The organism is Bacillus sp. FSL W8-0102, from assembly GCF_038007225.1.
GTDB classification, from domain to species: Bacteria; Bacillota; Bacilli; order Bacillales; family DSM-4216; genus Bacillus_O; species Bacillus_O smithii.
This window is the reverse complement of the sequence record NZ_JBBOWT010000001.1, coordinates 506,594-527,118: the sequence shown is the minus strand read 5'-3', so window position 1 is coordinate 527,118 and position 20,525 is coordinate 506,594. Positions and strand designations below refer to the sequence as shown.

General features: G+C 41.5%; 15 protein-coding genes and 3 pseudogenes. 6 read left to right on the top strand and 12 right to left on the bottom strand.

Translation table 11 applies throughout. The features are described 5' to 3' along the window. Positions 1 to 153: 153 nt before the first annotated feature. Together N1I87_RS02575 and N1I87_RS02570 are read right to left on the bottom strand one after the other, a co-directional pair. Positions 154 to 603 carry a hypothetical protein gene (locus N1I87_RS02575; RefSeq protein ID WP_341100534.1) on the bottom strand — a complete coding sequence of 150 codons (450 nt, stop codon included), beginning with the start codon at positions 601 to 603 and terminating at the stop codon, positions 154 to 156. Continuing rightward, complete coding sequence (locus N1I87_RS02570; protein WP_341100533.1) at positions 587 to 1,939, bottom strand: AAA family ATPase; 1,353 nt, start codon at positions 1,937 to 1,939, stop codon at positions 587 to 589. The genes N1I87_RS02575 and N1I87_RS02570 overlap by 17 nt, the downstream gene beginning before the upstream one ends. A gap of 401 nt (positions 1,940 to 2,340) precedes the next feature. On the opposite strand from N1I87_RS02570, the gene N1I87_RS02565 reads away from it, so the two are divergent. The 3 genes and pseudogenes from N1I87_RS02565 to N1I87_RS02555 all read left to right on the top strand — a co-directional run. After that, positions 2,341 to 3,714 carry an IS1380-like element ISGsp2 family transposase gene (locus tag N1I87_RS02565; protein ID WP_044899598.1) on the top strand — a complete coding sequence of 458 codons (1,374 nt, stop codon included), beginning with the start codon at positions 2,341 to 2,343 and terminating at the stop codon, positions 3,712 to 3,714. A 220-nt stretch (positions 3,715 to 3,934) separates the two neighbouring features. After that, positions 3,935 to 4,199, top strand: a pseudogene (locus N1I87_RS02560) (IS1634 family transposase); the annotation flags it as partial. Between the two features lie 82 nt (positions 4,200 to 4,281). Continuing rightward, positions 4,282 to 4,494: pseudogene (locus N1I87_RS02555) on the top strand (GNAT family N-acetyltransferase); the annotation flags it as partial. 222 nt (positions 4,495 to 4,716) lie between these two features. Here the strand turns inward: N1I87_RS02555 and N1I87_RS02550 are convergent. The 7 genes from N1I87_RS02550 to N1I87_RS02520 form a co-directional block, all read right to left on the bottom strand. Beyond that, the gene (locus N1I87_RS02550) at positions 4,717 to 6,600 is read right to left on the bottom strand and encodes a sigma-54-dependent Fis family transcriptional regulator (RefSeq protein WP_341100531.1); all 1,884 of its coding nucleotides are present in this window, start codon (positions 6,598 to 6,600) and stop codon (positions 4,717 to 4,719) included. 250 nt (positions 6,601 to 6,850) lie between these two features. Beyond that, positions 6,851 to 7,627: an acetoin reductase gene (locus tag N1I87_RS02545; protein WP_341100529.1), complete on the bottom strand. Its 777-nt coding sequence runs from the start codon at positions 7,625 to 7,627 to the stop codon at positions 6,851 to 6,853. A 148-nt stretch (positions 7,628 to 7,775) separates the two neighbouring features. Next, positions 7,776 to 8,270, bottom strand: a complete 495-nt coding sequence (locus N1I87_RS02540; protein WP_341100528.1) for a VOC family protein — start codon at positions 8,268 to 8,270, stop codon at positions 7,776 to 7,778. Positions 8,271 to 8,405: 135 nt separating this feature from the next. Beyond that, positions 8,406 to 9,785, bottom strand: coding sequence for a dihydrolipoyl dehydrogenase (gene lpdA / locus N1I87_RS02535; protein ID WP_341100527.1), 1,380 nt, complete (start codon positions 9,783 to 9,785; stop codon positions 8,406 to 8,408). Between the two features lie 16 nt (positions 9,786 to 9,801). After that, positions 9,802 to 11,037, bottom strand: coding sequence for a dihydrolipoamide acetyltransferase family protein (locus N1I87_RS02530; protein ID WP_341100525.1), 1,236 nt, complete (start codon positions 11,035 to 11,037; stop codon positions 9,802 to 9,804). 29 nt (positions 11,038 to 11,066) lie between these two features. Then, on the bottom strand, positions 11,067 to 12,101 hold the full coding sequence (locus N1I87_RS02525; protein WP_341028369.1) for an alpha-ketoacid dehydrogenase subunit beta: 1,035 nt from the start codon (positions 12,099 to 12,101) through the stop codon (positions 11,067 to 11,069). A gap of 23 nt (positions 12,102 to 12,124) precedes the next feature. Next, positions 12,125 to 13,117: a thiamine pyrophosphate-dependent dehydrogenase E1 component subunit alpha gene (locus N1I87_RS02520; protein ID WP_341100523.1), complete on the bottom strand. Its 993-nt coding sequence runs from the start codon at positions 13,115 to 13,117 to the stop codon at positions 12,125 to 12,127. 535 nt (positions 13,118 to 13,652) lie between these two features. Here N1I87_RS02520 and N1I87_RS02515 point away from each other — a divergent pair. Next, entirely contained in the window at positions 13,653 to 14,147 is a 495-nt protein-coding gene (locus N1I87_RS02515; protein WP_341100522.1) for a metal-dependent hydrolase, read from the top strand. A gap of 105 nt (positions 14,148 to 14,252) precedes the next feature. Beyond that, positions 14,253 to 15,455, top strand: coding sequence for a transposase (locus N1I87_RS02510; protein ID WP_063210481.1), 1,203 nt, complete (start codon positions 14,253 to 14,255; stop codon positions 15,453 to 15,455). A 387-nt stretch (positions 15,456 to 15,842) separates the two neighbouring features. Here the strand turns inward: N1I87_RS02510 and N1I87_RS02505 are convergent. From N1I87_RS02505 to N1I87_RS02495, 3 genes and pseudogenes are all read right to left on the bottom strand, one after another. Next, positions 15,843 to 16,181 (bottom strand): annotated as a pseudogene (locus tag N1I87_RS02505) (group II intron maturase-specific domain-containing protein); the annotation flags it as partial. Between the two features lie 91 nt (positions 16,182 to 16,272). After that, positions 16,273 to 17,175, bottom strand: a complete 903-nt coding sequence (locus N1I87_RS02500; RefSeq protein ID WP_341100521.1) for a LysR family transcriptional regulator — start codon at positions 17,173 to 17,175, stop codon at positions 16,273 to 16,275. A 247-nt stretch (positions 17,176 to 17,422) separates the two neighbouring features. Next, entirely contained in the window at positions 17,423 to 17,902 is a 480-nt protein-coding gene (locus N1I87_RS02495; RefSeq protein ID WP_341100520.1) for a hypothetical protein, read from the bottom strand. Positions 17,903 to 18,168: 266 nt separating this feature from the next. Here N1I87_RS02495 and N1I87_RS02490 point away from each other — a divergent pair, with 266 nt between their 5' ends. Beyond that, entirely contained in the window at positions 18,169 to 20,472 is a 2,304-nt protein-coding gene (locus N1I87_RS02490) for a glycoside hydrolase domain-containing protein (RefSeq protein ID WP_341100518.1), read from the top strand. The last annotated feature ends 53 nt before the right edge of the window (positions 20,473 to 20,525 follow it).

Genomic DNA, 20,525 nt, shown 5'->3' with positions numbered 1-20,525 from the left:
TTCTATAAATCTCGACAAAATCTGGGTGGTAACAGACACCTATCCCTATTCCCAATTTGAAACAACCGATTCTAAAAATACGGTTGCGCATATTGTTTTTACATCCTTCATAAAAGTACCTTTATATTTTTTTAAGGAAAAACGGATTTGTTGTCATTCCAAATGTCTTTGCAACCCCGCTGTTCGTTTCTGAGGATTTTTTTCCGCATTGTACACAACATAATATACTTTATCTATTTTGACGATGTCATGAAATGATATAGAAGGATCATGTTCTTTTATCATTTCATATAGACCTATGAAAGGTCCCTCGATTGCCTTCAATCTAAGGCTTTGCCGCTCTTTTTGATCAATTTTGCCATTCTTAAATTCCACAAAAAACAATTGATTGTCTTGAATATGAAGAAGGTCGGGGGATTTTAATGCATCTTCCCCCTTTTTACTTGCTAAATCTTGAATAACTTTATCAAAAGATAAGCAAACAAAGGGGGAAGAACAAAGACTTTCATTATTTTGATCATCCCTGCTGATATCCTCGATGGATTGAAAAAATTCACTGTATTTGTTTTGCAATAGCGCTTTTAACTCATCTATCTTCATCATCCCGCAATGTCTCCTCTTCTAATTGGTGAAAAGGTTCTGTTAATAGATGAAAAACTTCCTCGAGCTGATTTGTAACATCTCGAATGACAGATGAAGACGTGCTAATTTTTTGGGCATGATAAAATTTCATATCCTCTTCAAGCCCCTTTTGGTCACTATAAACTTTAAGAGCTTCGATAAAATATGGACTATGGGAATTTACTAATATATGGACCCCTTCACTTTTGGCTAGCTCGACCAAAATTCGCGCATACTCTATTTGCCAGCTAGGATGCAAGTGAACTTCAGGTTCATCAATGATAAGAAGCGTTCTCTTCGTCAACCATCCCGACTGCAACAACAATTGGAAAATTCCCAGCGCTTTAATTCCTGTGGCTGTATTGATTAATGCAAACTTTTCTTCCTGCCCGCCTGACCGTTGAAAAACAAATTCATCTTCCATCTCTTTATAATACATTTTCCCGCCCATTAAGCTCTCAAGTTGAGAATGATATAGTGAATTTTCACTTGCATCTTTCGCAATATGTTCTGACATCGAAAACATTTGCGGATTTTTCGATTTCAACTTTTCAAATAAATCTTTTAAATGATATGGAATGCTTTGGTCCCGATTTGTTCTTTGCATTAGGCGTCTAGCCATAAATCGTTGCAGCAAATCGATAAAGTAAAATACAAATGGCGATTCAATATAAATAACATCCTTATAGTAGAGAGGATCTCCCGACTTAAATTCCGTCAAACGATTGTTTTTTAAAGCCAGGCGAAGAATTTCTTGATGATTTTCCGTAATCGAAACAAGCGATTCAGCGTTTTCATTGTTAAGACGTGAAATGGATTTTTGAAATTCGCTTCTCATCACCATTTCCACTGCTTCTTGCTTTATTTTTTCCTCATCACGGGCAACATTCAAAAAGTCAATAACTTCCGTAAGCATATCCGCTAATAGGTTCTTTCCTTCTTCATCTAAGTGCAAATGTTCTAATTTCAATAGACGCTTCTCAATTGTTGCTGTTAATTTCTCCGTCACATTTTCACCAGAATTAAGCCAATGCGATAATTCATGTTGAAATTCCACTCCAAAAAACAAACGATCTTCGTCAGATAAACGAATTAAGCGGCGAAGCCTGAAATAAAACAGTTCTGCTTGATTTAATAAATAATGGGTGCGATCTTGCTCAAACATTTCCTCAAAATGATTAAGTGCATAGACAATCGAAAATAACAATTTTCCAACGGTGCTTTTTCCAGTATCATTTTCGCCCGCAATGCATACTAAGCCATTTAACTCAATTTCCGCCTTTTCCACCATACCAATATTAGTGAATGCCAGTTTCACCATCATCACTCCAATAAATATCGTCCATTTAACACCATCATAATATAAACTGTATAATGATTTCTATTCCTTTAAACATTGTCCACTACCCATTTTCTCCACATGACATGAAAATCAAACAAGACAGCTTTGCAAGCATACACTATACATTACACCCTTTTGCTGTTGATCACATATGTTTTCGTTCGTCGTAACACAATCGCTCCCTAGATCAATTCATCTGTGATCTCTTTATATTGGATTCTGATAACAAAGTAAATTGAAAAGCGATTTATGAGTGGAATTTGTAGTCAGCAAAACTTAAACCTGAATCCGTGACAAAACATCTTTACAATGGTCGCAAACCGTTGATACGATAAGGGAAAACGACGTTGACGATTCTTCATCAAGTAGGTGATGTGATGAAAGATTTCCCGATTCGGTTTGTATTGACAGATGAAGCGATTACCCCAAGTGCTGGGCTTGCTCTCGTTGGCTACTTACTCCATCGAACGAAACTGGATAAACGGGTAAACGCACTTCGGCTTCCAACGGTTCGTCGAGAAGTGCACATTTCCCATAGCGATGTCATTCGCTCGATGATTGGCTTGCTTGCCACAGGAAAAACGGATTTCGATCATATCGAAGCGTATCGTCAGGACGATATCTTTTCGGCATCGATGGGGATTCAGCACGTGCCTTCCTCTCCAACCTTGCGACAACGACTCGATCAGCTCGCTTGTCTTCCGATGACCGAAACGATTCTTTGGGAGGAGTCCATACGTCTGTTGATTCAACGACATGCCACTTTGTCCCCTTGTTGGACCAAAGGAAAGACGACATGGCTTCCCCTTGATATAGATGGTTCCCCATTTGACAACTCCGATACGAAAAAAGAAGGAGTCAGTCGAACGTATAAAGGATTTGACGGTTTTACACCGTTGTTTGCGTATGCAGGGAAGGAAGGGTATCTCGTTCATGCCGAGTTGCGTCCAGGGAAACAACATGTGCAAGACAACATGCCCTCGTTTTTAGTCACCGCTATCCGTCGAGCTCGTCAACTGACTTCATCTCGTCTGCTTGTTCGCATGGATGCAGGAAACGATGCAGAAGCGAATGTGCACGTATGCCTAAAGGAAGACGTGGACTTTGTCATCAAGCGAAACTTACGCCGAGAATCGAAAGCGCTTTGGTTCCAGATCGCTTCGCAAAAGGGCAAACGTGTCGATGATGGACAAAGCGAAGGAGTACAAACCTATGAGCTATGCCTTCCACAGAAGGCAGCGATCGATGGAAACACGTATACGTACGTTCAAGTCACCCAAGTGACGGAACGGACGATGGAACGCAATGGACAGCTGATGCTCGTTCCTGATTATGAAGTGGAAAGCTATTGGGTGCGGCTCAAAGGATACGAGCATGTTCGAATGAGCGATGTGCTCGCGTTGTATCATGACCATGCGACATGCGAACAGTTTCATAGCGAACTGAAGAGCGACTTAGATTTAGAGCGGCTTCCATCTGGGAAGATGAAAACGAATGCGCTCGTGTTGGTCATGGGAGCCTTCGTTTACAATCTTCTTCGTCTGATTGGACAAGATCTATTAAGCGATCCGAGACATCCGTTGCACCACAAAGTGAAACGCCGCCGCATCAAGACGATTATTCAGACGGTGATCACGATGGCAGGGCGACTCGTCCGTCGATCACGACAGATCTGGATGAAACTGACGCGAAGGAGTGGCTATAGCGAGCCCCTACTGAACGTCTATCAGAAATGGAGAGAGGCAAGATAACGAACGAATGTTCGGGCACTAATGTCCAACGTCACTCCCTGTGCTTTTTTGTCTATTTTTTTGGTTCGTATACCTAAAAAAGAGATTGGTTCCATTTTCGGAAATAGAGATGACATAGGTCATAAGCATAAAAAGGGTTTTATGGATTATCAATCCATCAAAATTACAACAAAATCAAAGTCGATTTCAATTCATCACGGATTCAGGTTAAAATCTGGACGGGCATTATATCGTGTGTGGAAAAATGCGGTCCGGGAAGGACATCACGGAAGAAGCGATGAGCTGTCGTAGCCAGTACCACCAAGTTTGGGAAAATTTATATGTCAAAGAGATCACCACTGGAGATAGCAAGACGTGTCAGCGCTATGTATTGTGTACAGTCCAAAAGAAGCGGAACGTCAAGACAAGAGCGAAAAAAACTGTTGGAGACACTGAAAGCGGAATTGGGAGGGCTTCGGCAGCTGCCGAATAAGGCCAACATAAAGCGACATGCGGTGTCAGAAAAATGTCTCCTGCCGAAACTTATTAGGCTCTGTATTTATGCCATTCCCACGCGCTTCCGCCTGGGGGAAAGGCGTCGGCACCCGATTATTTTTGGCATTAGAAAAGTGGGCTAGAGAACATCACATTCACCGTTTAGAGTTAACCGTGATGACGAACAACCGGGCTGCGATCTCTTTATACAGCAAAATGGGGTTTGAAAAAGAAGGAATAAAGAAAGACTCCCTTCTTGTGAATGGGGAGTATGTTGACGAATATTATATGGCCAAACTCTTATAACAATCCGTGTGTTGTTTCCGAAATATATGGAGTGAATGTCATACTAGACTGCTAGTAAGTCTTTTTTCTTTGCTTTCGTTTTGAAAAGCTACCTTTTGAATAGAGCACCTTCTCTATTTTCTATGCTTTTTAGAAATTAAGTAAGACGGTATTTCTCACCTTATTTCTGCTTTTTTATCCAAAGAAAAAAGGAACCTTTTGACATGTTCCTTGATAAAGGACTTATAAACCAAATTTCCGAATTCGTTTGTAAAAGGTGCTTCTTGGGATGTCGAGCAATTTGGCTGCTAAAGATACGTTTCCTTTCGTTTTTCGCAACGCCTCGATCATTAAGTCTTTTTGAATTTTTTCGCGGAATGTCAAGGAAGTGGATTCTTCAATTCTTTCTTGGTCAGGTTCTTTCGAAGGTGAAGCGGTGAATCGCTGATGGATATCGAATGAGTCTAACAGGTTCAAAACTTGGGATGAATCCGTTATTCCATATGGGAATAAAATTTGCAATCGTTCTAATACGTTGAACAGTTCCCGTATGTTCCCCGGCCAATGGTAGTCCATCATTCGCTCCAATACTTCATCCGGCCATTCGGTATTCCAGTTGTGTTTTTCGCAATAGTATCGAATTAAGTGCGGAATGTCTTCTTTTCGTTCCCGGAGCGGCGGAACATGAATCGGAAACACATGAAGGCGATAATATAAATCTTTGCGAAAGGATCCTTCTTCGACTAGTTGGAGAAGATCTCGGTGAGTAGCGGTAATGATGCGAATATTTAAAGAAATTTCTTTCGTCCCTCCAACGGGGGTTACTTTGCGTTCTTGCAAAACCCGTAAGAGCGCCACTTGCATAGACGGCGGAATTTCACCGATCTCATCGAGAAAAATCGTGCCGTTATTGGCTTGCTCGAATTTTCCTTTATATCCTTGGCGCTTAGCTCCTGTAAAAGCTCCTTCCACATAACCGAACAGTTCACTTTCCATCAGCTCTCTTGGAATCGCCCCGCAATTGATCGCAATAAAAGGACCGTTTTTCCGCGGGCTATTTTCATGAATCGCTCGAGCCACCAATTCTTTTCCGGTTCCCGTTTCCCCTAATATATAAACACTTGCGTCCGTCGGTGCGACACGCTTCACTTCCTCTAATGTGTTTTGAAACGCTTTGCTTGTACCAGTCTCTCCTTGAAACACAAACGGTTGAGTGGAAAAAGCAGCAATGGGAACGGAATCGGATTTTTGGACAGCTCGTTCTGATAAATAAACGCATGTTCCGATGAAGCCTTTATGCTGATTGGAAAAGACAGGGGTTTCTTTTTGAATCCGAAATCCGTATTTTAATATTTCATTGACCTTCTTGTCGGCCCAGTGAGGTATTTTTTGACGAACCGGTTTACTTGCGGCCACGACGATTTTTTTCTCGTTGCACACGATGACGGGTTGATGAGAATCCATGAAATCCACGCTCCTATGGACAAGTTCGATCTCATTTTTATGAGTACGTATGCTGATTTCCCGTTCGATCGCATGAGAAACAGACGCTACCATCCCCAACATAAAAGGATGGGCACGATCAACCGGACATGAAACATCGATGATGCCGATTAATGCGCCGTCATCGTTTCGAATCGGAGCAGCCGAACAAGTCCAATTATGGGAAGCGACGGAATAATGTTCGGTGCCGTTTATCATCACCGCTTCTTCAATTTCTAAGGCTGTTCCGATCGCATTCGTTCCGACTTCTTTCTCTGTCCAGCGGGCGCCTTCCATAAAATTAATTTTTCGCGCATCGTGAAGGATTTTTTGATTTCCCGCCACCGACAATACATATCCATCCGGATCAATGATTAAAGCGATCATTTCCAATTCTTTCATAGCTTGTTTCATTCGATTCAAATGAGGCAAAGCAATATCGAGGAGCAAGGAGTTTTTTTCTTTTTGAGCGGCAAGCAAATCATTGGATAAAACATGTTGGCCTTTACTCAAATATGGATTGACGTCATTGTTCTTGCAACGATACCAAGATTCGATGACTCTTTTGTTTAAGCGAGACGAATCCAGCACTCCTTCGTTTACAAAACGCTTCCATGTAATCCAGTTACAGGTTGTTGTAAACATAATATCCTCCTTAATTTGGAAATATTGATCATAAACAGAATCCATACTTTTGGCAAAGACCGACATGAGGAAACAGAAAAAGGAAAGGTTTCGAAGAGAAATTTTTGTTTATTCGGAGTATTCGAAATTATTATAGAGGAAAACTTAAGCGCTTTCAACATAAATCTCCATGCAGAAAGAAGACATGAACCAACATCTTCATGTCCCCTTTTTGAACTGCTTTTTCGGAAAATGCTTTTATTCCAATCATTCAGGAAAAAATCACACCCCCATCGATCATGACGGATTGGCCGGTCATATAATCGGAGTCCTCCGATGCAAGGTAGGAAACAAACTTTGCGACATCCTCCGGTGTTTCAGGCCGTCCAAGAGTGATGCCATCCGAAAACTGCCGAAAAGCTTCTCCTTTTTTAAGATTCATATAATGCGCCATTTTTTCATCAATCAAGTCCCACATTTGAGTGTCGACAATTCCGGGACAGTAGGCGTTCACGGTGATCCCAAATGGCGCCAATTCCTGAGCAGCGGCTTGTGTCAAGCCTCGAACGGCAAATTTCGTGGCCGAATAGGCGCCAAGAAGGCTGAATCCTTTATAGCTCGCAATGCTGGCCGCATGAATGATTTTCCCTCTTTTTTGCTTTTTCATTTGTTCGGCTGCCGCTTGCAGGCAATAGAGAACGCCAAACACATTGATTTGAACGATTTTATTCATATCCTCTTCTGTTACTTCCAGCAACGGCTTAACTTGGGCAATGCCGGCATTGGAAACCATGACGTCCAGTTGTCCGAAATGTTTGACTGCTTGGTCCACCATTTGAAACACTTCGTCTCTTTTGCTTACATCCGCTTGAACGGCAAAACTTTCTCTGCCCAGTTCCTTTATTTCATCCACCACCGATTGGGCGTTTTCCAAATGAATATCGTTGATGACGACGTGGAATCCATCACGGGCAAGACGTAAAGCAATCGCTCGACCTATGCCTCGGCCCGCTCCGGTGACAAGTGCGATTTTGGGAGAGCTGCTCAATATTGTTCCCTCCTTATTGATTGAGAAGTTCTTAAAATGCCGCCCATCCTGCAAAACATAAGAGAACGGGCAGCCCGACCGCAACTTTCTCATCTTGTTCTCTTCTAAACAGAGAATGACCATTTAGACAAAACCGTCATAAGCCACCTTACGATTGCGGAGGATAAGTTCGCAACGGAGCGGGGAGCTCAAACCCTTCCGGTATATGGTAAATTTCCGCGATAAAGCCAAGGTCTTTCGTTGTATTTAAGTATGTGTACCCGATTTTATGGAAGATCCCGCTTTGAATCACCTCATTTCCCCTTGCCGCCATCGTTTTCACTACATCATCATGATTTTCCGTTCCTAATGCAACATGGTGCAAACCGGGGCCATGCTGTTTCAAAAATTCCTCATACACGCTGCGGTCATCGGTGGGCTCAATGAGCTCCCATTGGACATTATGCGCATCACATAATGCGATTTTCATAGAGTAATCGACTTTTTCACCACGGATCGTCATATTCCTTACAGTTTCTTTGTTAAAATCATAGACTAGCCAAGGCCCTATACCGTAATCATCGTGATACCTTTTCATATAAGCATCTAAATCATCCACAACGATGCCAATCTGCAATACTTCCGTAAAAATGGGTTTATCCATTTTTCTTTCCTCCCAAATAGTAGGATGAGAGAACTCCATTTTCGTCATGGCACGGTACCACATGATCTCCTGTTCATGGACGTTTTCGCTGAACCTTGAATAAACAGATATATTTGCAAGTTTTGAGAAATCCCTCTATACATGCACCGCATGGCCCACGGCACTGAGCAAAGCTTCATGAATGGCTTCAGACAAAGTAGGATGGGCCTCTACTAAATCCTCCATAATGTCCACCGTCATCTCAGCGTGCAGCATGACGGTTCCTTGTCCTATCAATTCTGTCGCACGTGGACCTACAATCGAAACTCCCACTATTTCGTGATATTGCGGTTCCACGATCACTTTTACTTTTCCGATCGGCTCGTTGAGTATGAGCGCTTTGCCATTGGCCGTGAAAGGAAACTCTCCAACTCGGATATCTCCATATTGCTCTCTTGCTTGTTTTTCTGTCAGTCCGACTCCGGCAATTTCAGGTGATGTATAGATGCAGCGAGGAATCGCTCGATAGTTTGCTTTCACCTCTTGTCCTCCGGAATGCAGCGCCGCGATGGTCCCTTCGTGAAACGCTACATGAGCGAGCTGAATTCCTCCAATGACGTCGCCGCAAGCATAAATATGAGGAATATTTGTCTGCATCTGTTCATTAACTGCGATGCCTCGTTTGGAAAATTCGATTCCGATATCCTCCAGTCCTAAATTCGCGGTTCTTGGCTTTCTGCCAATGGAGACTAAAACATAATCCGCGCTTAGTTCACGAATTCCTTCCCGGTTTTCAATGATCGCTTTCTTTTTATCCGCATTCAAATCTTTTAAAGAAGTAGAAGTATAGATGGTCACTCCGTCCTTTTCCAATTGCTCCTGCAAAATAGAAGCGATATCTTCATCTTCCCCCGGCAGAAGCTGCTCGGCCATCTCGACGATGGTGACTTTCGTTCCCAAGCGGCTATAAATACTGGCAAACTCGCATCCGATCACTCCTCCGCCAATAATCAAAAGCGAAGAAGGAATCGCCGGAAGAGACATGGCTTGCCCGCTGTGAATGACCCACTCCCCATCAAAAGGGGCGAACGGCAGACTGATCGGCTCCGATCCTGAAGCAATAATGAAGCGATCCGCTTCCACGATTTCTTGTCCGCTTTCATTCTCCACGCGTAAACGATTGGCCGTGAGAAAAGAAGCGGTGCCGTTTTTGACTTGGATTCTATTTTTCTTCATTAAATAGCCAATCCCTTGAACAAGCGTTTGAACAATTCGGTTTTTCCTCTGCTGAACTTGGTTCCAATTCACTCCTACTTGAGCGGATGAAAGGCTGATTCCAAAGTCTTCGGCATGTCGGACTTTCTCATAGACTTCAGCACTTTCCAACAAAGATTTCGTCGGCATGCAGCCTTCGTTTAAACAAGTTCCTCCTAGAGGTCCTTGCTCAATCAAAATGACTTGTTGTCCCTGCTGGGCGGCCGTAATCGCCGCCACATATCCTGCAGGTCCACCTCCAATAATGGCTAATGTGGTCATGGACTCCACCTTCTTTCTATAAAAGCACGGTAAATGGCTCTTCTAAATATTGTTTCAGCGTCCGGAGAAAGGCCGCGGCCGGTGCTCCGTCCAACACACGATGATCGAATGTAAGGCTAAGCGGCAAGATCGTTCTTCTCTCCAGTTTATCTCCTATATAGACAGGTGTGTCATAAGTCGCTCCTACCCCAAGAATTCCTGCTTCAGGCGGGTTTAAAATCGGCGTGAAATGTTCAATTCCGTAAGCACCCAAATTGCTGATGGTAAACGTGGATCCTTTCATCTCTTCATGGCTCAGCTGTCCTTGGCGTGCTCGCTTGGCCAGCGATTTGATATTTTGGGCTAATTGAATCAACGATTGGTTTTCTGCATTGCGAATCACAGGGACAACCAATCCCTTATCCAAAGCGACGGCCATTCCAAGATGAATTGAATCAAATAAATGAATTTGGTCGTTGATATAAGCGCTGTTCATCTCTTTATGCTGTTGAAGAGAAAGAACAACTGCACGGGCCACAAAGTCCGTCACGGTAAGCTTTGTTTCATAATGGGTTTGTGCCGTTTCGGTTAATTGTTTTTGCAAAGCGATCAAATCGGTGACATCCACTTTCATGTTTAACGTTAATTGGGCGCTGTTTTGCAAGCTGCCTTGCATCCGCTCTGCGATGATTTTTCGCATGCCGGCAACCGGAACTTTCTTAGTCGGCTCGATGTTATGAGTAATGGTTTCAGCCGGTTTTTGCTCCTTTGTAGACGGAGATTCCACGGAAGAAGAGTTTGCAATCGCTTTTTGAACATCCTCTTTCGTGATTCTTCCCCCTGGTCCGGTCCCTTGAATGGTCCGAATATCTAAGTTGGCGGCTTCAGCCATTTTTCTGGCGACAGGAGAAATTTTGATTTTCTCTTTTGCTGCTGTTTGAACGGAAGGCTGTGATTCTTTTACTTTTGTTGCCGTGGCAGCGACTTCTGTCTGTGCTGTTTCTACGTTTCTTTCGATTTTGGAGATGCTTTCATTCGCATCGCCGATATAGCAGATCACGGTTCCGGGAGGAACTCCTTCTCCTTCCGGTACGACAATATCTAAAATGGTGCCATCTGCGGGAGACTCGAGTTCCATTTCAATTTTCTCTGAATTGATGCTGGCAATCAGCTCTCCCTTTTTGACGGGATCGCCTGCTTGCTTGTTCCAAACGGAAACGGTCCCTTCTTTCATGGACATTCCTAATTTCGGCATAACCACTTCTACGGCCATTTTCTATCTCTCCTTTCTCTTTTGCTTGATTACACGTTTAGAAGCGACGGATCCCCTATTAATTCTGATACCACTTCTATTACTTTTTCCGGTGTCGGAAGATAAAGGTCTTCCAGCGGAGGAGAGAATGGCACAGGTGTATGCGGTGCCGTAATCCGTTTAATCGGTGCATCCAACGTATCGAACCCTTTATCGGCAATTAATGCAGCGATATCGGTGGCCACGTTGCATCTTGGATTCGCTTCATCAATGATCACAAGACGATTGGTTTTCGCCACGGAAGAAAGAATCGTGTCTTCATCCAGCGGAGATAAGCTTCGCGGATCGACCACTTCCACTTCCAATCCTTTTTTCGCCAATTCTTCCGCTGCCGCTAACGCTGTATGAACTTGTTTTCCAATCGCGACAATCGTGAGGTCGCTTCCTGTCCGTTTAATGTCTGCCTTTCCTAATGGAATGGTGTAATACCCTTCCGGAACATCCCCGGTCGTGTTATACAATGTCTTGTCCTCAAAATAGATCACCGGATCATCGTCTTCAATAGAAGCAAGCAGCAAGCCTTTCGCATCATATGGCGTGGACGGAACCACGACTTTAATGCCGGGAATGCTGGTGAATAGTGCATATAAGCTTTGAGAATGCTGAGCCGCCGCCCGAAAGCCTGCTCCATGCGTAGTTCGAATCGTAACCGGCACCTTCGCCTTTCCTCCAAACATATACCGGAATTTGGCCCCTTGATTCAGCACTTGATCCAAACAACTTCCGATAAAGTCATTAAACATTAATTCAGCGATCGGTCTTAATCCTGTAGCCGCTGCGGCCATGGCTGCCCCTACGTATCCCGCTTCGGATATCGGAGTATCCAAAATCCGCTCCCGGCCAAATTCTTGAACCAATCCTTTCGTTACCCCTAATACACCGCCCCATGCTTCATCATCTTGCAAGTGGTCAACAGCCGCACCGCCAGCCACGTCTTCTCCTAACAGAATGACATTTTCATCTTTTCGCATCGCTAGCTTCAATGCTTCATTAATCGCACTCGACATACTGATCTTTCTCACCATCTATACCGCCTCCTATCATTCTTTTAATAAGATACATACACGTCTTTTAACAGCTCTGATGCTTCCGGATACGGGCTGTTTTCTGCAAATTCAACCGCCTTTTCTATCGCCTGTTCTACAGATTCTTCCATTTCCACTAATTCTTTTTCTGACAATAGTTGTTGACTAAGTAAATGTTTTCTGAATAGAACGATGGCATCCCGCTCTTGAAGGTGTTCTCTCTTCTCTTCCTCTGTTTTGTATTTTTGGGCATCTCCTTCAAAGTGGCCGTAATTTCGATAAGTCACGCATTCGATTAGCGTTGGACCTTCTCCGTTGCGTGCTCTTTGAATGGCTTCCTCCGCTGCTTGATAAACAGCCAACACATCTTTCCCATCGACGCGAACGGCAGGCATGTTGTAGCCGATGGCACGATCGACAATTTGTTTACAGCTTGAAGCATATTCAAACGGCGTCGCTTCTCCATACCCGTTATTTTCTGCTACAAAAACAACCGGCAGCTTCCAAATAGATGCTAAATTAAGTCCTTCGTGAAAAGTTCCTTGATTATTGGCCCCGTCGCCAAAGAAGCAAACGCTTACATCTTCCGTCTTTTTATACTTCGCTGTTAAGGCAGCCCCGCAAGCAAGAGGATAACCTCCCCCTACAATTCCATTCGCCCCCAGCATTCCTTTATCTAAGTCGGCAATGTGCATGGAACCGCCTTTCCCTTTGCACAACCCAGTGATCTTTCCAAAAAGCTCCGCCATCATTCCATCCAAGTCGCAGCCTTTGGCAATACAGTGGCCGTGCCCGCGATGCGTACTTGTAATCGTATCTTTATCACTTAAGTGCGCACACACCCCAACCGCTATCGCTTCTTCGCCTGCATACAAATGAACAAAACCGGGTAATTTCCCTTGTGCAAAGATTTCATGAACCTTATCTTCAAATACACGAATTTCCAGCATTTTTTGATACATCCATTTGGCTTTTTCCCGAGTTAAAGCAACTCCTTTGCCTTGAATCACATTCATCTTTTTGAACCTCCTTCATTCTTGTTTCTTCACCCTTTCTTACTGCAAAAAGCGTGCCAAAAATCATCAGCGTCAACATGAAGCATCGAGCAATTCTCGCAAACACAAAAAAGACAAAACGAGACCGGTGTCTCTTTTTGTCTCCAATTGAACACGTTGAATATGAGTTCAAAATCACGCTCTGTTGTTCGATCAATGGAATCATCATTCATCATGATCAACGAACGAAAAACAGACCCGCCACACTTGGCAAGTCTGTTTTTTTATTCGACAAAACGGGATCTCGGCCATTTCTTTTGGCACTACGGCATCTCTTTCAGTCGTGAAGAAATGTTCGAGAAATACTCGAAGATAAATTGATGAAACTGACGAGCTGTTTCCGAAAAGTATCGTCTTTTGGTTTTGGACCAACCTAAACCAATGGTTTGTTGGCATGTTGACTCCTTGATGAAGGAAGACATCAGCCTGGTTGATTTCATTTAAAAGCTAATTCATACTAAGTTATGGAAATAGTTTAAAAGAATAGGGGAGAAAAATGGAAGGTAAAACACATATTGTTGGGAGCTTAGCAGCAGGCGCTCTATATTTAAACTTGGGAGGAGCCGTTGGCCATGAAGCTCTTTTTTTTGGTAGTTTAGCTCTTGGTGCTTTAATACCGGATATTGATCACACCGGTTCATTAATTGGCCGAAAGGTGCCGTTGATTGACAACATCATCAGCACGGTATTCGGTCATCGCTCCTTTACTCATAGTCTTTTGTTTTTAGTTTTAGCATTCTTCTTATTCCAACAAACTTCCTGGCCTAAAGATATTGAATTGGGTATCTTGATGGGAATGTTCAGTCATATGGTCTTGGATATGCTCACAAAACAAGGAGTTAAGTTTTTATGGCCTTTAAACATCGAAATTGGTATACCTTTTGGCATTCGTACCGGCGGTGCAATTGAACAAGGATTTTTCACTGTTTTAGTCATATATCTTTGTTATGTTGGTTTTCATTTTTATTTGAGCATTTTGCATATTTTTTGACCCAAGAGCCATAAGGATTTCAAAGACACAAAAAAGGACTTCACCCCTAAAATGTAGAATTTTTGAAGTGACGAAAGCACAAAAATTCAAAAGGAGGAAGTCACTTTGTATATTCTACAAGAAAGCCTATTTTCCTTTGAAGAACTGCAAAAATTAGAGTCAAAAGAGAAATTACCTATCTTTTTTAGCTCGCTTGATTTACGCCCTTATGCTAAACAGTTGAGAAGTTCTTCACCCCGAGGGGCTGACGGTCATTCCAGAGAAGGGATTCTAAGGGCTCTCATCGCTGCCCCACTCGAAGGCATCGACACCTTTACCGCCCTTCATCATCGATTGGATAAAGACCTTCGTTTCCGTTATCAATGCGGTTTATCGATTGATCGCCCCGCACCGTCTATCTCCACTCTCAGCCGGGTTTTTGCGGCACTTACCAAAAAAAAGCTGGCTGAAAAGATCTTCCTTGACTTGGTACAGTTAGCTCAGGAGGAAGGAATAATTGACGGCAGCCACCAGGCCATCGACAGTGCCGCCATTGATGCCTATGAAAAGAAACAGCCCAAAAAGCGTAGTGAACAAACGGGTAATGCCAATTGGGGCGCAAAATATGATTCCTTCGGCAATAAAATTACCTGGTTTGGCTATAAGATGCATCTTTCAGTCGATACCGCAAGCGAACTGCCAATGGCCATAAAAGTAACCCCTGCCCATGTGAACGATGGAGAAGTCGCACCAGAATTAATAGAGCAAGTGGCAGAGCGTACCAAATCCAAAATTGAATTTCTGATCATGGATGGCGGATATGACCAACTAAAAAACTATGAATCAGCCAAAAACATTGGAGCGCAAGCCATTATCCCGCTCAATTTGCGCAACGAAAAAGAGCCTCCTGAAGGGATTTCTTCCAATGGAACTCCGCGTTGTTCCATGGGTTATGAAATGACTTATTGGGGAGCTGATAAGGACCAGCTCAAGTTCAGATGTCCTCACGCAACCGGCAAAGTGGATTGCCCATTAGGAATGGCAGCCTGTTCATCTTCCAACTATGGAATGGTGGTAAAAGTCGACATCAAAAAGGATGTGCGCCGATATTCCAATCCGCACCGTGATACAAAACGTTGGAAAGAGCTTTACAACGAGAGGACAAGTGTAGAACGCTGTAATTCAAGAATGAAAAGCTACCTTACGGCGAACTCCCTACATGTATGGGGAATTGAAAAAGTAAAGACCCATATTTACCTGAACGCTATTGTATTACTTGTTTCAGCGCTAGCGATGGCAAAGGAAAATAAAGGGAAGAAAGCCGCTTAAAAAAATTCAATGTGAAAAATTCTGTAGGTATGCCCGAAAACAAGATTATTGTAATATTTTGTAAAATAACATGCTGGTAGCTATTTGTCGAGTGCTTTATTTTTTATACTTTTATCCAAAAAATCTAATTTTGCAAAATGCTCATTTATAAATTAGGAGAACCTTACACCTGGAACTTACTAAGCATTCATGATGATTTCCATGTTTTCTTGCAATAGAGTCATATCGGGTGAGTAGATCCTCATATGGAAAATCGTTTGACAGCTTCACCTTCAGAGGATTTGAAGAAAATGGGGAGGCGTTCATAAATCAAGTAGTAGGAGGTGGTGAACCTCCGTCCTCTCACATCACCGTACGTACCGTTCGGTATACGGCGGTTCAATCAAATTAATGACGCTTTTCGCCATATTTACTGTACAGGCTTTTCAGCCCTTGGCTACTCCAATAAGAGTTGCCAAGGGTTTTGTGTAATATGGGACTTTTAGAGATTCTCCAATATGATTTCCTCGAATTTCCCCATTCATATGCTTTAAATGGTTGAACTCCGAGTTGTATAAGTTTCTTTATTTTCGTTTTCGGCTTCTTCCACTGTTTCCAGATCATCATTCGGAGCCTTCTTCTTATCCATTTATCAAGATTCTTAAAGACAGTAGGAGTGTCAGCTAGTGAAAAGTATCCGCACTAACCCATTAGGTACTGATTTAGTCTTTTGATTCTTTCTTCCATTGAGATCGACTAGCCATCACCAGCAAGTCCGTTGATTTTTACTATCAAATATGCTTTTGGCAGTAACGGTCCTTGAACATTCATTTTGACACTATGGCATCTCTTTCAGTTGTGAAGAAATGTTCGAGAAATACTCGAAGATAAATTGGTGAAACTGACGAGCTGTTTCCGAAAAATAGCGTCTTTTGGACCAGCCTAAACCAATCGTTCGTTGGCATGTTGGTTCTAAGATTCGTAATCGATTCAAAGTAGGTTTCTTTTGATGAATCCAATAGATGGCCGGAATAAAGGCAACCCCCAATCCTTGTTTCACTAAATCTCCTATAACTCCCGGCTCGTCCCCTTCAAAAGCAATATGCGGCATAAAACCTGCTTTTCTGCAAAATTCATCGGTTAAGTTACGGATTTCATATCCCGTATGCATACTGATAAAAGATTCGTCCTTGACTTCATCAAGATAAATCGTTTCTCGTCCTTCCAGCCGATGTCCAGGCGGAACAATCAAAAAAATTTCTTCCGTGAAAAGGGGCTGCCAAATGATTTCAGGGTCTTCAATGGGAACCGAAGAAATACAAAAATCGATTTCCCCGTTTTTCAGATGACGTTTCATGGACGATGTCGAATGGACAAATTGTTGAAAATGGACTTGAGGATATTTTTTTAAAAAAGAACCTAATAAATCAGGAAGGACTCTTGGAATGGATACAGCCAAGCTGATCTTATGTTGATTTCGCTCTGCCAACTCTAAAATTTCTCTTTTTCCTTCCTTTAATTCCATAAAGGCTCTTTCAACCCGTCCCAAAAATATTTTTCCGTATCGATTTAGTTTAATTTGACGGTTTTGCCGATCGAACAGCGGAACGCCAAGATCTTCTTCCAATCTGGCAATCGTCTTGCTAAGGGAAGGTTGGGCAATGTTCAGTTCCTCTGCCGCTTTCGACATGTGTTCGAGACGTGCAACGGTTTGAAAATACTTCAGTTGCAGCAATTCCATCTGCTATACACCGCCTTATCCATAGACTGAAAGCTATCTTATTGTAATTAATTATATATTATACAATATGGATGAAAAAATTTATGATAAAAAAATGGCTATATAACTTTCAAGTTGATGGTGTGATTTGAGAGATTTTTTGATTTTGTGTATAATTCATTTTGAGTCCTCCTTGGTTTATTGAAATTCGGGGTCAACGCGCATTGACACCCTGTACTATACCAAGGGGACTTTTTTTTATCAAACCTCAAATTTCCTCATTACAGGAATGCATCATTCCTTTTGAGTAGGTGTTCCTTCTTAATTCTACGACATTGACATGGTTGGGAGATTCGCTTTTTTGAAAAGGGATAAACCCTAATTTTCTTTGAACAACTTGAAATGGATTAGACTTTGACACTTTGTTTGGAACTTTAAATTCAAAAACCTCTGGGGATTGTTTCTCACCAAATAGCAGAATCGTTGCTTCTTCGTTATTTTTCCAACTTATTGAAATATCAGAAGGGGTTAGATCTTTTATATCATTATTGATTTCACATTGGATTTTATATTTTTTATACGAAATCACAACAGTTGGGTCAACGAAATGAAAGCCACGTCCTTTTTCTATCACTTTAATGATATGTTTTTGATTAGGAGGTTTGCTAATAACAAGTTCCTTATCCCCTGTTTCAAGTTTATCTAATACCTTTGTATATAATGAAACAGCCGAAACAATAATAATCACAAGAAGAATAGATCCTCAAATTAAACATCCTGCACCTGATAGAAACTTAGTGCATTTTACGTCGTATTCTAAATCATCATCTGTCCACATATTTATTCTTCCTTTTTTGTTATCTATTTCTGGTTTATTTCACGAGAAATCCTTTTTGGATACAAAATCATTCAAAAGGGAATTTTATCAAACTTTTCATAGCTTTTTTTGGGAGTTTTATCTTTTTATTATCCATTAGGATAAGTATGTAAGACAAAAGAAAGGAGAAATGTTTGATGGATGAAATGGTGTTAAAAGTTCAGCAGTGGGTAAACCTTGTTTACGGAGGAAAACCCGGTTACGTTCTAGCACCTGAAACTGGACAGACTAGTTGGTCCACGATGTATTCCTTGACAAGAGCTTTACAAATTGAATTAGGAATTACAACTCCATCTAATAACTTTGGCCCAGGAACAGAAGCTGCTTATAAAGCTTGGGGAGAAATGGAAAAGGGGAGTGTTCCTACAGATGAAAAAGGACAAAATATTGTTAGAATTCTGCAAGGTGCTATGTATTGTAAAGGATACAATCCAACCGGTTTCACAGGTACGTTTGGTGAAGGTACAAAGGCTGCTGTAATAAAACTGCAAACCGATGCTGGACTCCCTATTCGTGATGGAAAAGTATATGCTTACGTATTTAAAGCGTTTTTAACAATGGATGCTTATGTTCTCACTCATGGTGGAGACCCAAGAATCAGGGAAATGCAGCGTGATCTTAATTACAAATACTATACAACTTCAGGTGTTCAACCTGCTGATGGTCATTACCAAAGAGCTACTAATAAAGCATTAATCTATGGGATTCAAACAGAGGAAGGTATTCCGCCAGAGCAACAAACTGGTAGTGTTGGTCCTACAACAACAAGTCTCTTACCAACTTTGAATGTCGGAAGTACTAAAACAAACTTTATAAAACTACTTCAATATGCTTTATATGTAAACAATTTTGATCCGGGAGCCTTTGATGGTCAATATGGCACTACAGTTAAAAATGCAGTAACCAATTTTCAGCAATTCGTAATGTTACCTGCTGATGGTATTGCAGGTAAACAGACTTGGCTTTCCTTATTGCAAAGTAAAGGAGATCCTACACGTAAAGGTACAGCATGTGATTGTATAACAGAAGTGACACCTGCTAGGGCTCAAGCATTAAAAGATGCAGGATATCAAACAATTGGTCGTTATCTCGTAAACGTTTCAGGAGGTTTGGACAAAAAGATTAAGCCTGGAGAGTTAGATAATATTTTTAACGCTGGATTTACAGTTTTTCCAATCTATCAAACAAGAGGGAATTACTTAGAGTATTTTACTAGAGAACAAGGCAGACTAGACGCAGATGCAGCATATAAGGCAGCTAGAGAATATGGTTTTCTGAAAGATACTACTATTTATTTTGCCGTTGATTTTGATGTCCTTGGCTACCAAATAACTGAGAATGTGATACCTTATTTTACGGGTGTAAATGAACGGATGATTAATTTGGGCAAATTATATAAAATTGGGGTATATGGCCCCAGAGCTGTTTGTATTGAGGTCTCAAAACGAGGATTAGCAACGACTAGTTTTGTAAGTGGTATGTCTACTGGATATAGTGGAAATCTAGGATATCCTTTACCAAGCAACTGGGCATTTGATCAAATTTCAACTATTACTGTTGGTTCCGGTGATGGATATATCGAAATTGATAACAATATAAAATCAGGCAGATATAATGGAGAAAGTATCGTCGATCCTTCAATAGAATATCCTATTGGTCCAGATATTCCTAATCACGGGTTCTTTGATCAAATTGATCAAATTTACACTATTGCCTTAAATTATTCTGGTAACGATGTGACGCAAGCTAATAAACTTGTATGCCAATATCTAAGAAGAGAGAGATTTGACGGTTTCTTATGGGATATGACAGCTGGTTCTATAGATACAGATTTTATCAATGAAGTTAACGAACAATTAAAAAATCCTTACATTTATGAAATTTATGATCCAAAATATAAGATACCGATTGATGTTCCTCATCTAGCGGCTACACTTAATAGTGTATTGCATTATGGAACTGGCAATCAGGCAGTTGTAGATTTTGCTGGTTGGGCAGGAGATTTAATTGATGCTGCTGGAGGGGCCGCGACTATTGAAGGCTATAATTCAGCTTATGATGCGGCATTATATCTGATAGGAAATCCGAATGAAGGTGTTTCTAAATTTTCACTAACAGATTTTATTGCAGATGTAGATGCTTTTAACATTGGTAATATGCTTATTAATATTCCACAACCAATAAACGACCTATTAAGATATTACTTTGAAGATAGATATAAGGTGAGATTTAGTCTGTATTTTGAAAATAGATTTTCAGGGGATCCAAATATAGTACAAGCTCAAAGTACTTACTTATTAACATCTAATGAACTGGGTATCTTTGAGATGAGATCACTCTTTAAGAATGCCTTTAATACTCCCTATTATACAGAAGAACAAGGTAAAGAAGTTGCAAAGGCTTTTAAAGATATTCTAATTCAAAAAACCAACGAAGAGTAATCCTTAATGGTATGAAAATATAAAATCAATTAAAAGGTTAATCGATTCTTAAG